Source organism: Nocardiopsis changdeensis, from assembly GCF_018316655.1.
Lineage (GTDB): Bacteria > Actinomycetota > Actinomycetes > Streptosporangiales > Streptosporangiaceae > Nocardiopsis > Nocardiopsis changdeensis.
In genome coordinates, this window is record NZ_CP074133.1 from 2,312,507 (window position 1) to 2,331,476 (window position 18,970).

Below are 18,970 nucleotides of genomic sequence, written 5' to 3' on the forward strand. Positions count from 1 at the left end.
AGCGCGAGGTCCTCCCGGTCTGAGGGCACTCCCGGGCGGGGACCCGCGCACACCGTCGGGTCACGACGTTCTTGGGGGGTCAACGCTGTGGTCGAACGGCCGAGGAAGTGGTCCTGGACCGACAATCCTGTGACCGAGTTCGTGCTCCAACCGACGCAGGAGGGCGAGCTGCGCAGACGGGTGCTCTTCTGGCTGCCCGCACCGCTCCTCGCGGTCGGCCTGGTCGCCCTGTTCGTGGGCGGCTCGTTCTCGGCCGCGGGGTGGACGATCCTGCTGGCGACGAGTGTGGGCGTGGGCACGCTGCTGATGTCCCTCATCGTCCAGCTCACGCCGCTGCCCGAGGGCCTGGCCCCGCCGGTGTCCGCCCGCCGGGCGCTGCACCGGTTCCGCCAGTTCACCGGGCTGCGCATCGCGCTGGCCCTGTCCACGACGGCGATCGGCGCCGCCGCGGCGCTGGTGGGCGGCGGGCTGTACCCGCTGCTGGCGGCCCTGGCCCTGGCGCTGCCGCAGATGCTGCTGGCGATGCCCACCTTCTTCACCATCACCCGTGCCCGCCGCGCCATGGAGGCGTGGGGCACCACCGCCTACCTGTGGCACGCGCTCTCGCGTCCGGCCAAGGTCACCTGGCCGATCGCCACCCCGGCGTACCGGGCCTGGCGCTCCCGCCGGGCCGAGCGCTCCCGCGAGTCCATGCGGCAGAAGCTCGCCGAGCGGGCCTGGCGCAAGGCCGTCCGCGAGGAGACCGAGAACGCCGAGGAGCCGGAGGTGCGGGCCGCCAACGAGCGCACCGACCTGCTGCGCCCGGTGGTCCCGCCGACGGCCCCGTCGGCGGCCGGAGCGGACGAGCCCACCGAGGTCGTCCCGCACCTGGGCGCCGACACGGCCGGGGACGCCCCCCGGGACACCGCGGGTGACGGCGAGGAGCCCACCGCGGCCCTGCCGCACCTGACCGAGGTCGAGCCGACCGCGGTCCTCCCGCACCTGGGCGGGGACTCCGCCGCGGAGGACGGGGAGCCCGGCGCCGGGACCGAGGACGAGGCCGAGGAGAAGCGCGGGGCCTCCGGGCCGCGCGCCACCGTCAACCGGGCCGCCCGGCAGTTCATCGAACGCGGCAGCGGGGCCCTGGGCCTGGCCGTCCGCAAGACCCGCCGCGGCCACTCCGCCACCCGGCCCCACCCGCACAAGCCCTGACCCGTTCCGGAGCCGCCGCCCCGACCCCGCGGCCCGCTCCGGATCACGGTCCCGTCCCGCCTCCCGCCGCCCCGCCCCGCGGCAGCACCCCCGGCGCGGGCCAGCGCCCCCGGACCAGCCGCCACAGCCGGTTGCCGCTGTGGGCGGCGGGCAGCTCCGACCAGGGGCCGCGCGGGCGCAGGACCACCACCTGCCGCACCGCCCGCAGCAGGGAGTACAGGCGCAGCCGGTCGGCCAGCCGCGGGTGCGCGAACAGCTCCGGGTAGTGCAGGGCCAGCCCCTCCAGGAGTTCGGGCCGTTCCGGTCCCCCGGCGAGCGCCGCGGTGTCGGCCCGCTCCACCGGGGCCCGCAGCTCCAGGTCGGGCGGGCCCGCCCGGACCCGCTCCCAGCCCAGCAGTGTCAGCGCCCCCTCGTGCCACCACAGGTCCGCGGGGCGGGCGCAGCCGTGCACCGGGCCGTGCGCGGCCGGATCGTCCACCACCGGGGCCGCGTCGGCCAGGGCGGTGACCATGTCCCGTGCGGCCGCCAGCACGCCCCTGTCGACACCCGGCAGTTCCAGGGCGTGGTCCACCAGGGCCAGGCCCCGCTCCACCGGCAGCGGGACGGTGTCCGCGCCGACGGGCGGCGCCGGGCCGCCCGGGGAGGACTCCGGGCGGGCGGCGAGCGCCGCGGCGACCTCGGCCGGGGGCGACCAGGTGTGCAGGGCGCGCAGGGCGGCGGCGTACCCCCGAACCGCGGAGCGCCGTCGGACCGTGTCCAGGGACGGCCAGGCCTCGTGCAGCGGGCGGCCCGGCGGCCGCCGCGTCACCGAGTAGGCCAGCGGAGGGCCGCCGTCCGCCGCGCGGCCGTGGCCCAGCGGTTCCGGGTGGGGCACCTCCGCCGGCAGGTGTCGCAGGACCAGCGCCTCCCGGTCGGCCCGGCCGAGGTCACCGCCCCATGCCACCCGCAGGACGACCGGGCCGAGGAACAGGTCGTCGAACGCCCATACGTCCTGGGAGCCGCCGCCCAGCCGCCGCGGCGGGGCGTGGAAGGCGAAGCGCAGTCCGCCGGCCTCGGCGGCGCGCGCGAGCCGGTCGATCCGGTCGGTCCATGCGGGGGAGGGCGGGGGCACAGGGGGCCTCTCGTGGTCGAAAGCCCCGGGGCCGGGGCCGGGCCGGAAGCGCCGCGGGTCGCCCCCGGGTCACACGTCCACGGTGGAGTGCACCTCGGGCAGGGCGTCGGGCCCGCCCTGGACCACGTGGTACCAGCGGGCCTGCGCGGTGCGTCCCGCGAAGGACACCTCGCCGATGGTGTTGCCGAAGTAGAGCCCCGACGAAAGCCGCCAGCGCAGCGGCGAGGACGGCACCCGCGCCAGCCACGTCATGATCCGCCCCGCCAGGTGCACGGGCGCGCTCGCCGACAGCCGCGCCATCCGGCGGAAGTTCGACGGCAGCCGGTTGCACAGCGGGGAGGACACCAGCTGGAGGATCCTCGACCCGCCCTCCCCCACGCCCCGGTGCCGGGCCGGTGCGGTGTAGGAGAAGTGGACGTCGCCGCTGAGCAGCAGCACCGACGCCGGGGCCGGACCGCGCTCGCCGCGCGCCACCCGGCCCACGGTGTCCGCCAGCCGCTCGAACGAGTACCGGAAGGCCCCCCAGTGTTCGAGGTCCAGGGCCTGGCGCAGCCGCTCGGCGGGTCCGCGCAGCCACCCGCCCCAGGCGCCCGCGCACACCGCCTCGTTCCAGGACTCCAGGTGGTGCACCGCCGGGGGCAGCAGCACCGGGACCGTGGAGGCCACCACCACGTGGTCGGGCCCGCCGGTCAGGTGCTCGTCCAGCCAGGCGTGCCCCGAGGCCCCCAGGATGGACCGGGAGCCGTCCGACGGGTCGCCCTCGCCCAGGGCCCGGCCGCACCGGGTGTCCAGCATCAGCACCCGCACCCCGCCGATGTCGTGGCGGTGGCTCCACCGGTAGGACTCCGGCTCCTCGTACGCCCGCAGCGCGAACGCGTCCACCTCGTCCCCGGCGTCGACCCGGGCGGCGCGCACCTGCGCCCACAGCGGGTCCTTGTCCCTCTCCGCGGGGGAGAGGTTGCCCAGGTGCTGGTAGACCCAGTAGGCGCCCAGCCCCGACGTGATCCGGGTGCGCCACCAGGGACGGTCGTCCATCGTGCGCCGCCAGGCCGCCGAGGTGTTCCAGTCGTCGCGGATGTCGTGGTCGTCGAACACCATCAGGGCCGGCACCGTCGACAGCAGCCACCGCACCTGCGGGTCGCTCCACGCCTGCCGGTACAGCTCGGCGTACTCGTCGAAGTGGACGACCTCGTCCTCGGGACCGTCGCCGTCCTCCCCCCGGCGCCCGCGCAGGAACGCGCGCATCGGCTCCTGGACCTCGTCGGCGTACACCTGGTCGCCGATGAGCAGCATCACCAGGTTGCCCTCCACCGGCTCCGCGGCCAGCCGCCGGGCCGTCGCCCGCAGCAGGTCCGGCCCGTAGCGGACCACTCCCTCGGGGGTGTCGCCGGTGGGGGTGCGGCACGAGCCGTACAGCAGCCGGGTCGGGGCGTCCGGGTCGAGGGTGCGCAGCGTGCTCGGCGGGAACGCCGACCCCGGCTCCGGCCACACCCGCTCCTCGCCCAGGAAGACCTCGTAGGGCGTCGCGGAACCCGGTTCCAGGCCCGTGACCTCGCACACCGCGAAGTGGTGGCCGTGCACGGTGAACGTGTCCGCGACCGCCGTCACCCCGCCGTCCGCCACCACCCGGACCCGGCCGGGCGCGGACGTCTGCACCCACACGGTCGCGGTGGTCGTGCCGACATGCCGCAGTACGGGTCCCAGCGGTAAAGAGGCGGTCACCGTTCTCCCTCGTTTCGGGCGGGTTGGCACACGTAGTGGACGAGTATGGCCCCTCCCGGACCGTATCGCCATCCACAGGCCGAAAACGGGATGGTTGCACGACGGCCCCGCCTGCGCGAAGGTGGCGCTATGCGGACACAGATCCTGGAGTTGCACACCGGCGGATCGGAGAGCATCACCGACATCACCCGCCAGTGCGACGAGTTCGTCGCCGACCACGGAGGCGACGGCCTGCTCAACGTCTTCGTGCCGCACTCCACCGCGGGTGTGGCGATCATCGAACTCGGAGCGGGCTCCGACGACGACCTCCTGGCCAACCTCGACGACCTGCTCCCCGCCGACGACCGGTGGCGGCACGAGCACGGGACGCGGGGACACGGCAGGTCGCACGTGATGCCGGCCTACATCGCACCGCAGACCACCGTTCCGGTGTTCTCGGGCCGCCTCGGACTGGGAACATGGCAGTCCATCGCGGTGGTCGACCTCAACGTGGACAACCCCGACCGCACGGTCCGGCTGTCCTTCCTCTCCTCCGGGTGAGCCGAGGGGCCGGCCGTCGGCGGGAACACGTTGACGGACGGGCCCGCTAGCGTGTGAACTAGGCCATCAGCGATGGTCGCGGCACACGTGACGGGCGGGGGAAAGGCCCGGCATCGTTGTGACAACTGCTTCGTGCAGGCAAGATTGAGAAAAACCATCTGTGGAGGAGAACTTTCGTGAGCGCGACCGCGGGCCAGGCACAGAGCGAGCGTGGCTTGGCTGACCGACTCGGATTCAAGCCGGGTCAGGTGGTGCAGGAATTCGGCTTCGACGACGACGTCGACGAGGGCCTGCGCGCATCCATCGCCGAGCTCACCGGTGAGGAGCTGGTCGACGAGGATTACGACGGCGACGTCGATGCGGCGCTGCTGTGGTGGCGGTCCGACGAGGAGGGCGACCTGACCGACGTCCTCGTGGACGTGGTGACCACCATCGCGGACGGCGGCACGATCCTGGTCCTGACCCCCAAGGCGGGCCGTGAGCTGCACGTGTCGCCCAACGACGTCGCCGAGGCGGCCACCACCTCCGGTCTGTCCCAGACCAGCGCGGTGAGCGTCGGAGCGGACTGGTCGGGAACGCGCCTGGTCGTGCCCAAGCGGTGACGGACATCACCCGTACGGGGTGACGCATCCGGTGCCGCGCGTCCCGACCACGGGCGCGCGGCGCTGACGGACGCCCGCACACGACCGAACGAACGAGTAGATGACGGACATCGTTCCGGGGGCCGCCGCCCCCGACTTCACCCTCCAGGACCAGTACGGACGGGACACCGCGCTCTCCGCGCTGCGCGGTCGGCCGGTCCTGGCGGTGTTCTACCCGCTGGCGTTCTCCGGCGTGTGCTCCGGCGAGCTCGCCGAGCTGAGCGCCCGCCACGCCGAACTCGCCGAACTGGGCACGGTGCTGGCCATCTCGGTGGACTCGGTCTTCGCCCTGCGGACCTGGTCGGACCGGGAGGCGTTCCCGTTCGCGCTGCTGTCGGACTTCTGGCCGCACGGGGCCGTCGCCGACGCCTACGGCGTCCTCGACCACGGCCGGGGGACCGCCCGCCGCGCCACCTTCCTCATCGACGCCGCGGGCGTCGTCCGCTGGAGCACGCTCGTCCCGGTCTCCGAGCCCCGCGACACGGACGCCTACCTCGAACAGATGCGCGCCCTGGCATGAACCGGGGCGCCGAAAACGGCGCGCGGGCCGCCGTCCCGAAGCGGTATGATCGCCTGCGACGCAAGGGCGCGTAGCTCAGCTGGTCAGAGCAATTGCCTTACAAGCAATAGGTCAGGGGTTCGAGTCCCTTCGCGCCCACGCACTCAGGACGACCCTGCTCGGGGGCCTCTGGCCGCCTCGCCGGGTCGTCCTTCGTCTTTCCCGGGGGGGGAGACCCCCGAATCCCCCGAGGCACCCCCTCCGGCCGGGGCCGCGCGGATCGGTGAGGTGGGGGAGCGATCCCTTGCAACGCGAGGCCGTGCCTCGTGGGTCGTGGTCGTCTGCTCGGGGCCTCCGGCCGCCTCACGGGTCGTCTCGTCGCTTCTCCCGAGGGCCCGAACCCCCCAGGCACCCCCTGCGGTCGGGGCCGTGCGGATCGGCGGGGTGGGTAGCGATCCCTGACAACAGGGGGCCTTGCCCCGGGGTCGTGGTCGGCTGCTCGGGGGGCTTCGCCGCCGGGGCGGTCATGTTCCCAGCCATCCCCGCTCGCCGATCACCGACGCGCGGATCGAGTCGGCCGTGGCGACGACGAGGAGCCCCTGGCCCTCTTCGTTCGGGACCGTCATGACGACGTATCCGGCCGGGTCGACCGTGACCGTTGTGATCCCGGAACCCGACCGGATCTCGAGGCCCGCCCGGGCCTCGCCGGTGGTGAGATCGGCGACCTGGTAGGTGTAACCGCCGCCGTCGTGCGCCTCGGACACGGCGAATCCGAACTCGGAGCCCGCCGCGTACCCGGTGGCGGGGTCGAGGACGACGTTCGCGCTCCAGGCGTCCTCCGGCGCCCAGGAGGCCCACAGCATGTTGCTCTTCGGGACGATGCCGGTCAGCGGGTCGGGTTCGGGCTCGGGGCCGGGCAGCCGGGCCTCGTGGTTCGTCGCGCCGTCCATGGTCTCGGAGTACAGGAACAGGTCGGGTTCGGTGGCGGCGAGGTCCTCCTCCCAACGGCGGGCCACGGCCGGGGGCACGGGACCGGCCGCGTCGGAGCCGAGCGGTATGCCCAGGACAGTGCCGTCCCCGTCCTTCAGAGCTCATCTCATTTGGTGAGTCGGCGGTAGCAGATCAGCGTGCAGGCGATGCCGGCGAAGGCCAGGAAGTGGTCGGCCTTGCGCTCGTAGCGGCGGTGAAGTCGGCGGCATCCGGCCAGCCAGGCCATGGTGCGTTCCACCTGCCACCGGTGTCTGCCCAACCGCTGCGAGGACTCCACACCCCGGCGGGCCAGACGGTGCACGATCCCCCGGCGCCGGAGCCAGCGGCGCAGGTGGGCGTAGTCGTAGCCCTTGTCGCCGTGCAGCTTGCCCGGTCTGCGCCGCCGGGGTCCGCGACGGGAGCGGATCGGAGCGATCCCTTCCACCAGGGGCTGCAGCGCCTGGCTGTCGTGGGTGTTGGCCCCCGAGATAGCCATGGACAGGGGCAAACCCTGCCGGTCGGTGATCAGGTGGATCTTCGACCCCTTCTTGCCTCGGTCGACAGGATTCGGACCCGTCAGGTCCCCCCTTTGAGGGCCCGCATGTTCACCGAGTCGATCGCGCACCGCGACCAGTCCAGCTCGCCTTGGGAGCCGAGCTCGTCCAGGACCAGGCGGTGGAGCTTGGCCCACACCCGGGCCCGGGTCCACTCGGTGAAGCGCCGATGCGCGGTGGGCCCGGAGGGGCCGAACACCGGCGGGAGCTGAGCCCAGGTACAGCCGCTGGTGGCCACGAAGATGATCGCGGCCAGCACCTGCCGGTCACCGTGTCTGCGCCGCCCACCGCCCTGGGGGCGGGTGGGCGCCTCGGGCACCACCCGTTGGAACAGTTCCCACAGCTCGTCCGGCACCAGCCGTTCCACCATCGACACAGGAGCAGGCTACCGAGAAACCAAATGAGATGAGCTCTCAGTACGACCAGGCGCGACTCCGGGTCGTAGGCGTAGGAGGTGAGCGAGGCGACGCGGTCCTCGCCCAGGCCGCGGATCCGGTCGTCACGGGCGACGATGTCGCCGGTGGCGGCGTCGAGGATCACGAGCCCGTCGTCGGTGCGGACATAGGCGTGGTCCCCGCCGACCGCGAGGGCCTGGGCCCCGACCGAGGGATGGTCGTTGGACAGCATCGTGTCCCACAGCCGCTCCCCGGTGTCGAGGTCGAACGCGGTGGCCTGCACGCTGTACCCGATCGACCGGATCCGGAAGAGGTCGAGGCTGGGGAAGGTGTCGGTCTCGTACGCCACGACGGCGACCCGGCGCCCGTCGGCGGTCTGACCGGTGGCGATCGCGTTCGACGGACGTGTCAAGGCCGGACCGTGCGTCTTCTCGACGGTCGTGGCGACCACGGTGGCGAACAGCAGCGGGGCCAGGATCCACACGGCGGCGACCGGCCACCGGCGGCGCCCCTTCCCCTTCCCGGTCCCGGTGCCCGCCGTGCCGGCGGATGACGGCACGGTCGTCGCCCGTTCACGATCGCTCATCGCCGAACCTCCACGTTCCGAGGAAGGGGAACCCCCTCCGGGAGGGGCGGGCCCTCGCGGGGTTCCAGCCGCAACGCACCGGATCATCATGGGCGACGGCCGCGCGGGCCCGACGACCGGGGTGGCGGAAGACGCGCACGGAGGCGGTCCGCACGGCCGTCCCGCTGCGGGGGCACCCCGGCGGCTAGGCTGCCGGTATGCGGATGCTGCACCTGGGGCTGCGGGTCACCGACCCGGAGCGCTCGCTCGCCTTCTACACCGCGCTCGGGTACCTGGAGGTCGGCCGGGTGCCCGGGACGGAGTTCGGCGCCCTGACCATGCTCCGGCTGCCCGACGACCCGTTCGTCAGCCTCGAACTCGTGCACGACCCCGCCCGGCCGGTCCGGGACACCGGCTCCGTGAACCACCTCGTCGTGCAGGTGGAGGACCTGGACGCCGTCATCGCCCGCCTCGCCGCGAAGGGCGTGGCGGCCGAGCCGCCGACCGACCTGGGGCGGGGGATGCGGACCGCCTGGCTCACCGATCCCGACGGCCACCGGATCGAGCTGGTGCAGTGGCCGCCCGGCCATCCCGCCGGGATGACGGAGGCCGACTTCGCCTGAGCCGGGCGGCCCGGGGAGGGGTCCCCGGGCCGCCCCGGGGTCAGTCGGTGACGGTCCAGGTGCCGCGGCGGTGGTTGCGGGCGTTGCCGTCGGGGTCGTAGCCCCCCTCGACGTTGCCCGCGATGTCCACCGCGAACCAGTGGACGGTGGTCGTCTCCTCCAGGGTCAGGGTCTCCAGCCCGCCGCGCACGCCCGTCAGGTTCAGCCGGGGGGAGTCGTAGTCCGGGCGGCTGCCGTCGAGCGTGTAGTAGATCTCCGCGGGTTCGTTGGTGTCGAAGGCGACCTCCACGGGCCCGGTGTGCGCGCCCGCGCGGGGGGAGGCGCTGGAGCGCGGCCTGTACCGGTCCCGCTGGTACTCCAGCGCCACGCCGAGCATGGCGTACAGGCCGTCGGCGTACTCCATGCCCTGGGCGTGGGCCTCGTCCCACGGCGGCTGGAAGCCCGCCTGGCCCAGCTCGAAGTTCCAGGCGAAGATCCCGTTCTCGTACCAGAGGTGGTCGCCGGAGTTGCCCGCCGCGGAGTACAGCACGTCGATGATCGGGCCGGTGCGGGCCGGGGTCACCACGGTGCCGCGGTGCTCCTTGATCGCGCCCAGGATGTCCGCCGACGACTCCCAGAAGTACGCCTCCTGCATCGCGGTCGGCCGGGGCGTGGGAACGCGCCCCTCGGCGATGTAGGCGCCCGGGGACCACATGAAGTAGTCGCCGGAGGAGTGGATGTTCATGGAGAAGTCGATGTTGTCGTGGGTGTCGACCAGCCACACCAGGTTCCGGTTCTCCGGCTGCGACAGCGGACCCAGCTCCCGGGGCCCGGCGAAGCTGCCACTGGTGCAGCTGAAGGAAGCCCCGGAGTAGCCGTCCCACAGGGTGTAGGCGCCGTAGTTGCGGTTGTTGTCCACACCCCACTGCGCGCCCTGCTCCACGGCCCACTGGTCGCGGGCCCCGTCGGTGGGGCAGTAGTTGGTCATGTTCTTGCGGTGCAGCGGCACGTCGTAGAAGGAGTAGTTCGCGCCGTCGGGGTTGAACGAGGGCATCAGGAAGATGTCCAGCTCGTCCACCAGTTCGGTGGTCGTGTCGTGGATGCCGTAGTTGCGCACCAGCCGCTCGGCGGTCTCGATGGTCACCAGCGGGGTCTGCCACTCGCGGGCGTGCTCCTGGGCGTAGCCCAGCACACCGGTCTTGGAGCCGTCCCGGGTTGCGCCGATGCGCAGCGCGTAGACCGGTGCCGGTTCGCGGGGGACGGCGTCCTCGGGGGCGCTGAGGAAGTCGTCGGCCCGCACGCGTTCGGCCCGCACGGTCCCGGCGCCGGCATCGCCCCGGTAGGTGAAGGCCCGGACCAGGTCGCCGGCCCCGGCGTTGATCGCCGCCACCGCCTCCGCCGCGGTCGTGGTGACCGCGCCGCCGCCGTCGTTGGCCAGGGAGACGGTGATCTCGTCCCCGTCCACGGCGACCGACAGCGCCGAGTCGGGGGCGGCGGGGTCGACCAGGTCCACGACGAGGTCGTTGCCGCCCTCGTGCCCGTAGGCGAGCGACTCCACGATGACGCCGCGGTCCGCGTTCCGGCCGTCGGCGCTCACCCCGAGGATCGCCTGCGCGTGGCGCCGGTAGCCGTTGGTGCGGTGGGGCAGCTCGATGACCTCGGCGATGTCCGGGTACTCCTCGGCGATCTGGTGGATCCGGTCGTAGAGTTCGCCCGGGGTCATGTAGGCGTTGAGGAAGTCGGTGTAGGGCAGCGGGTCGCCGGGCCCGCGGGGGTCGGGCAGCCATTCGGTGACCTCCGCGACGGCGGTGCCGCCGTGGGGTCCGGTCACCCGGATGCGGTCCGGCCGCTCCTGCACCTGGGCCTGGCCGCGGTGGTACATGTACACCCCGACGTCGACGAACCGGCCCAGCGTCTGGGTGCCGCCGTCGCCGAACTCGGTGCCCGGCCCGGCGTCGCGTTCCACGGTCAGCCGGAAGTCCTCGGCCTGCCCGAAGTCGGAGCGCACCTCCACGGACAGGAAGGCGCCGTTGCGGCCCTCGAAGTAGTCCGCCCGCAGGACCTCCAGCCGGTCGGTGGAGGACAGCGCGCGCGGGGTGTCGGCGGGTCCGTTCTCGGCCTGCAGCCGCTCGATGGCCTCCTCCCGCTCGTCGATGCGGTCCTGCGCGTCGGACTCGGTGTAGAGGACTTCGCCGAAGGTGAACCCGGCCTCCTCGTAGACCTCCGCGTCGAAGGGTCCGATCACGGTCTGGGCGACGAACCCGCCCCCGTCCGCCGGGTCCAGCCGGGCGATGTCGCCGCCCAGCTCCACGAGTCGGTCGAGGTCGTCGCGGCCGTCCAGGAGGACCTCCACCACCGACGGCCCGTCCAGCTGCGGAACCGCCGCGCCGGGTGCGGCCGACGCGGGCACCGCCGTCGGCAGCAGCAGCGCGGCGGCCGCCCCTGCGGCGAGCCCGGCGCGCCCCGCGCGCCTCGGCCCGCTCCATGTCCTGTGTCCCATGGTGTCCTTCTCGCTCGGCGCGGAGCGGGCGGATGGCCCGGTGTCCGCGGCAAGTGGCGCCACCGCCGTTCGGGCGGGGCGGACGGGCGCGACGGGATCGGCCGCGGGACCACGGGGACGGCACTCACACCGGAGGGGGTCGACGTGTTCGCAAACGGGGGAAGGGGGATGGGGGACATGGGGGAGGCGTCCGGGCGGACGGCGCGGCCACCGTGGTGCACCCGAATCGGCTGTCGCTCAGAGGCTTCCGCGACTCCGGGGGGACGTCAAGGACGGTAAGGCGAAAAATCCGCGGACGGCCTCGGGTCCGGCGGTCGGACGCCCCGCGCGGCTACAGCCACGCCCGCAGCCGCTCCGCGAGCCATCCGGGCCGCTGGAGCGGGATGCCGTGCCCGCACTCTCCGACGACGGCGAGGCCGCTGCCGGGGAGCGCCCCGTGGAGCACACGGGCGGAGTCCAGCATGAGCCCGCGCTCCCGCTCCCCCGCGAGCACCAGGGCCCGGCCGGGGAACCCCGCCCAGCCCGCGGGCACCGTGAAGCGGATGTTCTCGCCGACGGCCGCCGTCAGGGTCCGGCGCGAGATCCCCGCCGAGGTGCGGACGTAGTCCTCCATCAGGGACTCGGGGACGAACAGCTCCTTCGCCTGGAGGCGGGCGAACCACCTGCGGCGCGCGAGCCCCGCGGTCGCTCCGACCAGGCCCACCGTCAGCGCGGGGAACGGGGTGGGGACCGCCTGCGCGCTCACCACCACGGCCCGGTCGACGAGGTCGTCCCGGGACGCGGCCAGGAGCACCGCGAGCTGGGCGCCGAGGGAGAAGCCGACGACCGCCGCGGGGCCGTCCGGGTTCTCCCGCGCCAGGAGGCCGGCCAGTTCCCGTACCGTCCGATCGTGCGAACGGTACGGCTCGCCGGAGCTGCCGCCGTGCCCCGGGAGGTCGGGGACGATCAGGCGCAGCCCGTCCCCGAGCCGCTCCCGCAGCGGGTCCCACATCCACCCGGCGACGCCCCCGCCGTGCAGGAGCAGCACGGCCGGGGCTTCCGGCGGGCCGAACGTCCTCACGTACATCCTGGATCCTCCTCGAGAGCGGGCCGTTCCCGGCGCCCGTACGCTTGCCCGTACCGCTTGTCCGTACCGCCCGCCCGTTCCAACGGGAGGGGCCCGGCGGAGATCCCGCCGGGCCCCTCTCACACCCGGGTCAGCGCTTGAGGCCGTGCTCGATGGCCTCGATGATCCGCGGACGCAGCTCCGCCGCGCCGATGATCGCGTCCACCGAGCCCACCTCGACCGCGCGCTGGATGCTGTGCACCCGGTCGAACTCCGCGGCCACCTCGCCGAGCTTCTCGGCCCGCACCGAGGCGCGGACCTCGGCCAGGCTGGTGTTGAGCTCGGCGCGCTCGGCACCGCTGGTCTCGGCCACGCGGTTCTGCAGCTCCACCACGCGCGGGTCGCGCGCGGTGCGGTTGTCGACCTCGCCGGAGAACACCACGGCCGCCGCGGGGGCGCCGCCGAGCACCGAGGCGAACGAGCCCTCCAGGGCCAGCACCGTCATGTTCGGGTTCAGGGCCTTGGAGAACACCACGAACGCGCCGCCGTGGTAGCGGGAGATCACGCAGAACACGATCGGGCCGTCGAAGTTGACGATCGCCCGGCCGATCTCCGCGCCGTACTCCAGCTGCAGGGCCCGCATCGACTCCGGCGAGCCGTCGAACCCGGACAGGTTCGCCAGCACCACCAGCGGCCGGTTCCCCGACGCCGCGTTGATCGCCCGGGCGACCTTCTTGGACGACTTGGGGAACAGCGTGCCCGCGGTGTAGGTGTCCGGGCCGTCGGCCGGCGGGAAGCCGCGCCGCGGCACCGCCCGCGACTCGATGCCGACCAGGCAGACGGGCTGCCCGCCCAGGTGGGCGTCCTGCACCACCGCGGTGTCGGCGTCGGCCATGCCCGCCCAGCGCTCCAGCACCGGGTGGTCCAGGTCCGACAGGGCGCGCATCACCGTGCGGATGTCGAAGGGCTTCTTGCGGTCCGGGTTGTGCTCCGCGGAGAAGATCTCCCCGACCGTGGTGAAGTCGCTGCCCTCGACCCGGTGCGGGTAGACGGACACGTCGCGGTCGACGGGGTCCTCGGTCCGCGCCCGCCGCGGCCGGTCCTCGCCCGGGGCGACGTAGGTGTGCTCGTAGTGCGCCATCAGCACGTCGCGGGCGGCCGGCAGGTCCGGCGCCCAGTACTGCGCCTGGCCGTTGGGGCCCATGACCCGGTCGTGGCCGCCGATGCCGAAGTTGTCCTCGGCGGACACACCGCCGGAGAAGTCCAGCGACTGCTTGCCGGTGAGCACCATCGCCGAGTCCGGCGTCATCACCAGGATGCCCCGGGTGTGCATGAGCATCGTCGCCTCGGCGTTCCAGTACGGCTGGGCGCCGACGTTGATGCCCGCGACCACGATGTTGATCTCACCGCCGGCCTGGGTGAACTCGACGATGCGCCGGAGCGCGGCCGCCACCCAGTCCATGTTCTCGGTGCCCGAGGACATGGAGATCCGGGCGCCCGCGGACAGGGCGAACCACTCCAGCGGCACCCCCATCCGCTCGGCCAGGTCCAGCGCGGCGATCACCCGTGAGCACTCGGGCTCGGACAGGGCGCCCAGCGCCTTGGTCGGGTCGCCGAACAGCACCACCCGGGTGACGCCCTGCGGGTGCAGCGGGGTGGGGGTGGTGACGACACCGGCCACGAGCGCCGCGGTGTTGCCGCCCTTGGGGCGGTCCACCGGGACCAGGTTCCCCTCGGCGTCGAGGTCGTGCTCGACGAAGGTGCCCTCGGGGCCGGTGAGCATGCCGGTCAGCTCGTAGGGGTAGACGGTGCCGCGGCGGGCCGCGCGCAGCACCTTCTGGCGGTAGTCGTCCAGGACCGGCACCGGCTCGGTGGAGGGCCGGTCGATGTGCACCTGCGGACCCTGCGCGGGGTCGAGGGTGATCCGCACCGCGACCTCGGCCAGCTCGCCCGCGGCGTTGCGCTGGCGGGCCACGAACTGGACCTCCTCCAGCCCGGCGCCCTCGGTGGTGGGCAGGACGCGCTGCACCAGGGTGTCGAGCTCCTCCAGGTCGAGCTCGGCCGACGGCCAGACGTACATGAGGATGCGGTTGGTGTCGAACCGCTTGTGCTGGGGCCGCCGCGCCTGGACGTTGCGGATGGCCTCCAGGCAGCCGCTGAGGGTGTCCTCGACCGCGGGCAGCGCGATGAGCCTGCCGTCGGAGTCGCGCAGCGGGGTGAGGTCGCGGACCTGGCTCATCGCGATGAGCCGCTCGTCGGCCGGGTTGCTGCGGGCCACGGCCTGGAACAGGTAGATCTCCTCGTCGGCCGAGGGCAGCCGGGTGAGGTCGAACTCCTGGAGCCGCTGCAGCTGGAGCCGCCGGGCCAGCTGGGGGTGCAGGCCGCGGATCAGCCGGTCCTCGGCCAGGCCGCCGTCGGTCGGGCGGAACGTGAAGTGGTGGTGCATCACGGTGCCGCCCGCGCCGGCCACGGTGGTGGTGATGCGGCGCACGCCCGCCGGGAGCTCCCGGGCGGCCAGCAGTTCGCCCAGGCGCACGGCCATCGCGTCCACGTCCGGCTGGTCCTCCCAGCCGATGTACAGGTCGGCGACCAGGCCCCGCTCGGGCGCCCCGGCCGCGGCCTCGGCGACGGCCTCCAGCGCGGAGGGCAGGGCGGAGATGTCCACCGCGGTGGTGAACAGGCGGGTGGCGCCCCGCGGGTCGGCGTGGTCGGCGGTGACCGTACGGCAGCCCGCGGTCTCGCCGACCGAGACCGCGGACAGGCCGCGGTTGCCGTAGTAGCGGCGGGTCAGCACCTCCAGCAGCGGCGCGTGGTCGCGGCCCGGCCGCCCGATCCGCTGCCCGATGAGCCGGACCAGCGGCTCGGACCCGGCGACCATGGCCTGGATGCGCTCGGCGCGGTCCGGGGCGTCGGGGTCGCGGTCCAGGTGGCGCAGGTCGTCGCGGACCGCCGCGTACACCTTGGCGCGGTTGCGGCGCAGCAGCGGCTGGGTGAACCAGCGGAACACGACGCCGCGGGCCAGGTCGGACACGGCCGGGAAGCGGACCTGGGTGGCGGCCACCAGGTGCTCCAGCGTGAGCCCGAACCTCTCGGTGAGGGCCTGTGCGGGCACGTTCCCGGCCAGCCAGGCGCGCAGCAGGCCGGACACGGTCTCGACGTGCGCGGCCATCCGCTGCTGGGTGAGGAAGATCCGGAAGACCGCGTCCTCCAGCTCGGGGGTGCGGTCCAGGCCGGTGACGCCGTAGCGGGCCAGGACGGCGGTGAGGGTGGCCTCGAAGGCCGGGGTGACCGCGGAACGCTCCACGTCCAGGCTCTGCAGGTAGCCGTGGAACAGCTCGCGGGGGCTGTGCACCTGGGCGTCGCGCTCGGCGTCGGACGCCCCGGCGGGCCGGTTGCGGCTCAACTCGGACAGGTCGGCGAACAGCGCGACCAGCTCCAGCTCGCCCTCGGAGGGGCGGTCGCCCAGCTCGGCGCGGGCGGCCAGGTAGCCGGCCAGCGCCCGGTCGGCCTCGGCGCGGTCGAAGTCGTAGCCCAGCAGCGCGGCGCGCAGGTCCCGCAGCCCGCGCTCGGCGCGTTCGGCGGCGGTGGGGGCGACGGCCTCGGCGGGCAGGTCGATCTCCACGGCGTCGCCGGGGCCCTGCGCGGCGTCCTCGTCCCCGTCGGCCAGCGGCTCCAGGCGCATCAGCGCGGCGCCGGTCTCCACCTGGGCGCCCACGGACACCGGGCACTCGCGGACGCGGGCGCGGAACGGCGCGCGCAGCACCGTCTCCATCTTCATGCTCTCCAGCACCAGGATCGGGGCGCCCGCCTCGACCTCGTCGCCGACCGCCAGCGGGGTGGCGACCACCAGGGCGGGGGCGGGGGAGCGGACCACGCCGCCCTCGTCGAGGCTGATCCGGTGGGTGACGCCGTCGATCTCCACCAGGTGGACCGGGCCGTGCACGGCCGACACCATCCGGTACCGGTGGCCGTTGACCGTGATCCGGCCGCTGTACGCGTCGAAGCGCTCCACCGAGACGTCGGCGGGGTGGACCTCGCCGCCGCCGGAGACGCCGACGCGGAAGCGGTCCGGGCCGGTCCGGGCGACGTGCACCCGGTAGCCGACCCCGCGGAGCTTGAGGTCCAGGGGGCGGCCCGGGTCGTGCTGCACCTGCGGGCGGCCGCCGTGCGCCGTGGACAGCAGCCGGCGGCGGCTCACCTCCTCGGTGTCCAGGTAGGCCTCGATGGCGGCCGCCGCCAGGGCGACCGCGGAGTGCCGGTGGTCGACCAGGCGGCCCTGGGCGCGCACCCGGTCGATCCAGCCGGTGTCGGCGCTCGCGTCGATGACCTCGGGCTGGTCGAGGAGTTCGAGCACGAAGCCCTTGTTGGTGGCGCCGCCCTCGATGACGACGGTGGTCTCGGCCATCGCGCGGCGCAGCCGGGCCAGCGCCTGCTCGCGGTCGCTGCCGTAGGCGATGACCTTGGCGATCATCGAGTCGAAGTCGGCGGGGATCTCGTCGCCCTCCCGCACGCCGGTGTCCACGCGGATGCCGGGGCCGACGGGGAAGCGCAGGTGGGTGATGCGGCCGGGGGAGGGGGCGAAGTCGCGGTCGGGGTCCTCGGCGTTGAGGCGGGCCTCGACGGCGTGGCCCTCCTCGCGGGGCGGGGCGCCCTCGAGGCGGCCGCCGGAGGCCACGTGCAGCTGCAGCCGGACCAGGTCGGTGTCGGTGGTGACCTCGGTGATGGGGTGCTCGACCTGGAGGCGGGTGTTGACCTCCAGGAACGCGAACAGCTTCTCCCCGGGGTGGTACAGGAACTCCACGGTGCAGGCGCCGCGGTAGCCGACGGCGACGGCGAGCCGCTCGGCCGAGGCCTTGAGGTCGGCGATCTGGTCGGGGGCCAGGACGGGGGAGGCGGACTCCTCGATGATCTTCTGGTTGCGGCGCTGTACGGAGCAGTCGCGCACGCCCAGCGCCCAGGCGGTGCCCTGGCCGTCGGCGATGACCTGGACCTCGACGTGGCGGGCGCCGGTGACCAGGCGCTCCAGGAAGACGACACCGGAGCCGAACGCGCGCAGCGCCTCCTGGCCGGTGCGCTCGTAGGCCTCGGCCAGCTCCTCGCCGGAGGACACCTTGCGGATGCCGCGCCCGCCGCCGCCCGCGGTGGCCTTGAGCATCAGCGGGTAGCCGATCTCCTCGCCCGCGCGCAGCGCGTCCTCCAGGGTGGCGACCTCGCCGCGGCTCCACGGGGCGACCGGGACGCCGACCTCCTCGGCGATCAGCTTGGCGCCGATCTTGTCGCCCAGGCGGCGCATCGCGTCCGCGCTGGGGCCGATGAAGGTGACGCCGATCTTCTCGCACAGCTCGGCGAAGGCGGGGTCCTCGGCGACGAAGCCCCAGCCGACCCAGGCGGCGTCGGCGCCGGTCTCCACCAGCGCGCGCTCGAGGACGGCGTGGTCGAGGTAGGGGCGGGCCGCGGCCGACCCCAGGGAGTAGGCGATGTCGGCCTCGCGCACGAAGGTGGCGTTGCGGTCGGCGTCGGTGTAGAGGGCGACCGTTTCGATCCGTGCCCCCGTTTCGGCGGAAAGCTCCCGGACGGCGTGGATGAGCCGCATCGCGGCCTCTCCACGGTTGACGATGGCGACACGACCGAACACCGGCCGACCTCCCCGATTGTTTGACGACAGAAGGCGACCTCCGGGGTGTGGAGGCCGCCTTTCCTAGCTTGTGCATCTACTCTGCTGGATCGCTCACGGGCATGCGATATTCCGAATCACTCACAGCTGGGGCCGATCCTTGTGGGAACTCCACAAAAGGAACTCCGGTCCCTCTGCTCCACGTGACCGATTCCACCCGGGGGCGTGTCCCGTGCATCGAAGCGGGCGTACGGGCGTCCCGGTACGGACGGCGCCGGCCCGGACCGCCGGGCGCGCCGGCCTCAGGCCGGGACGCCCCCGCGTGCGGAGACCACCGCCCGCCCGCGTTCGGACTCGGGGAAGCGGGCGATCATCGCGCGCAGCTCCCCGGCGCCCACGTTCGCGCCGAAGGGCGGGGTGCCCGGCTCCAGGCGCACGCCCGCGGCCAGCGGGCCCGCCACCACCGGGTCGAACCCCAGCGCGTCCACGATGCCCGAGACCAGCTCGACGTCGGCCGGGTCGTCCCCGGCGACCGCGATCGCCCGGCGGCCGGGCGTCCCCGCGGGCGCCGCCCCGTCCTCCAGGTCGTGGTAGCCCATGTGGTTGAACGCCTTGACCACCCGGGACCCCGGCAGGAAGCCCTGGACGATCTCGCTGGAGGAGGTGCGCGGGTCCAACAGGTCCTCGCGGACCCCGTCCACCTCCCACCAGTAGTTCATCGCGTCGATGACCGGCTTGCCCGCCAGCGCTCCGGCCGGGACCGACCGGTACTTGCCCAGGGGCAGCGCCAGCACGGCCACGTCGGCCCGGCCGGCGGCCTCCTCCGCGGTCACCGCCTCGGCGCCCGGGGCCAGCACGGACACCGTCAGCGCGATTTCGGCGGGGTCGCCCGAACCGGCGATCAGCACCCGGTACCCGGCGGCCAGGGCCAGCCGGGCCAGCACCGTGCCGACCTTGCCCGCGCCCAGGACGCCCAGGACGGGGGCGCCCGTCCGCTCCGTCGTGCCCATGTTCTCCGCCTC

General features: G+C 74.0%; 13 protein-coding genes, 1 tRNA gene and 1 pseudogene. 6 read left to right on the forward strand and 9 right to left on the reverse strand.

Annotation, left to right across the window (positions count from 1 at the left end; genetic code table 11):
- The first annotated feature begins 129 nt into the window (after positions 1-129).
- A complete protein-coding gene (locus KGD84_RS10575) occupies positions 130-1,191 on the forward strand; it encodes a hypothetical protein (protein ID WP_220560096.1) in 1,062 nt (353 codons plus the stop codon).
- Between the two features lie 43 nt (positions 1,192-1,234).
- On the opposite strand, the gene KGD84_RS10580 is transcribed toward KGD84_RS10575, so the two are convergent.
- Together KGD84_RS10580 and KGD84_RS10585 are read right to left on the reverse strand one after the other, a co-directional pair.
- Positions 1,235-2,302, reverse strand: coding sequence for a phosphotransferase family protein (locus KGD84_RS10580; RefSeq protein WP_220560097.1), 1,068 nt, complete (start codon positions 2,300-2,302; stop codon positions 1,235-1,237).
- Between the two features lie 69 nt (positions 2,303-2,371).
- Entirely contained in the window at positions 2,372-4,024 is a 1,653-nt protein-coding gene (locus KGD84_RS10585) for an alkaline phosphatase D family protein (RefSeq protein ID WP_255646441.1), read from the reverse strand.
- A 129-nt stretch (positions 4,025-4,153) separates the two neighbouring features.
- On the opposite strand from KGD84_RS10585, the gene KGD84_RS10590 reads away from it, so the two are divergent.
- From KGD84_RS10590 to KGD84_RS10605, 4 genes are all read left to right on the forward strand, one after another.
- Complete coding sequence (locus KGD84_RS10590; protein WP_220560100.1) at positions 4,154-4,564, forward strand: secondary thiamine-phosphate synthase enzyme YjbQ; 411 nt, start codon at positions 4,154-4,156, stop codon at positions 4,562-4,564.
- 176 nt (positions 4,565-4,740) lie between these two features.
- Entirely contained in the window at positions 4,741-5,166 is a 426-nt protein-coding gene (locus tag KGD84_RS10595; RefSeq protein ID WP_220560101.1) for a DUF3052 domain-containing protein, read from the forward strand.
- 100 nt (positions 5,167-5,266) lie between these two features.
- Positions 5,267-5,725: a redoxin domain-containing protein gene (locus KGD84_RS10600; RefSeq protein WP_220560102.1), complete on the forward strand. Its 459-nt coding sequence runs from the start codon at positions 5,267-5,269 to the stop codon at positions 5,723-5,725.
- Positions 5,726-5,789: 64 nt separating this feature from the next.
- Positions 5,790-5,863 (forward strand) — tRNA-Val (locus tag KGD84_RS10605).
- A 365-nt stretch (positions 5,864-6,228) separates the two neighbouring features.
- Here the strand turns inward: KGD84_RS10605 and KGD84_RS10610 are convergent.
- The 3 genes and pseudogenes from KGD84_RS10610 to KGD84_RS33800 form a co-directional block, all read right to left on the reverse strand.
- Entirely contained in the window at positions 6,229-6,720 is a 492-nt protein-coding gene (locus tag KGD84_RS10610) for a hypothetical protein (protein ID WP_220560103.1), read from the reverse strand.
- An 80-nt stretch (positions 6,721-6,800) separates the two neighbouring features.
- Positions 6,801-7,597, reverse strand: a protein-coding gene (locus KGD84_RS10615) for an IS5 family transposase (protein ID WP_255647210.1) whose coding sequence is annotated in 2 segments (ribosomal slippage) — positions 6,801-7,261 and positions 7,261-7,597 — 798 coding nt in all. Because the reading frame shifts where the segments join, the coding sequence is not laid out codon by codon here.
- Positions 7,598-7,701: 104 nt separating this feature from the next.
- Positions 7,702-8,298: pseudogene (locus KGD84_RS33800) on the reverse strand (PA2928 family protein); the annotation flags it as partial.
- Between the two features lie 107 nt (positions 8,299-8,405).
- Here KGD84_RS33800 and KGD84_RS10625 point away from each other — a divergent pair.
- Positions 8,406-8,810 (forward strand): VOC family protein, encoded by a 405-nt coding sequence (locus tag KGD84_RS10625; RefSeq protein ID WP_220560105.1) that lies wholly within the window; start codon positions 8,406-8,408, stop codon positions 8,808-8,810.
- Positions 8,811-8,850: 40 nt separating this feature from the next.
- On the opposite strand, the gene KGD84_RS10630 is transcribed toward KGD84_RS10625, so the two are convergent.
- The 4 genes from KGD84_RS10630 to KGD84_RS10645 all read right to left on the reverse strand — a co-directional run bounded on the left by KGD84_RS10630 (position 8,851) and on the right by KGD84_RS10645 (position 18,958).
- Entirely contained in the window at positions 8,851-11,289 is a 2,439-nt protein-coding gene (locus KGD84_RS10630) for a M14 family metallopeptidase (protein WP_220560106.1), read from the reverse strand.
- 331 nt (positions 11,290-11,620) lie between these two features.
- A complete protein-coding gene (locus KGD84_RS10635; RefSeq protein ID WP_220560108.1) occupies positions 11,621-12,355 on the reverse strand; it encodes an alpha/beta fold hydrolase in 735 nt (244 codons plus the stop codon).
- Between the two features lie 130 nt (positions 12,356-12,485).
- Positions 12,486-17,969, reverse strand: coding sequence for an ATP-binding protein (locus KGD84_RS10640; protein ID WP_220560110.1), 5,484 nt, complete (start codon positions 17,967-17,969; stop codon positions 12,486-12,488).
- A 281-nt stretch (positions 17,970-18,250) separates the two neighbouring features.
- The gene (locus KGD84_RS10645) at positions 18,251-18,958 is read right to left on the reverse strand and encodes an NADPH-dependent F420 reductase (protein ID WP_220560111.1); all 708 of its coding nucleotides are present in this window, start codon (positions 18,956-18,958) and stop codon (positions 18,251-18,253) included.
- Positions 18,959-18,970 lie beyond the last annotated feature (12 nt).

Excerpts from the sequence above, each read along its gene's own strand:
- KGD84_RS10590 (WP_220560100.1), top strand. The coding sequence starts at position 4,154 with ATGCGGACACAGATCCTGGAGTTGCACACCGGCGGATCGGAGAGCATC.
- KGD84_RS10645 (WP_220560111.1), bottom strand. The coding sequence starts at position 18,958 with ATGGGCACGACGGAGCGGACGGGCGCCCCCGTCCTGGGCGTCCTGGGC.
- KGD84_RS10635 (WP_220560108.1), bottom strand. The coding sequence starts at position 12,355 with ATGTACGTGAGGACGTTCGGCCCGCCGGAAGCCCCGGCCGTGCTGCTC.
- KGD84_RS10600 (WP_220560102.1), top strand. The coding sequence starts at position 5,267 with ATGACGGACATCGTTCCGGGGGCCGCCGCCCCCGACTTCACCCTCCAG.
- KGD84_RS10625 (WP_220560105.1), top strand. The coding sequence starts at position 8,406 with ATGCGGATGCTGCACCTGGGGCTGCGGGTCACCGACCCGGAGCGCTCG.
- KGD84_RS10630 (WP_220560106.1), bottom strand. The coding sequence starts at position 11,289 with ATGGGACACAGGACATGGAGCGGGCCGAGGCGCGCGGGGCGCGCCGGG.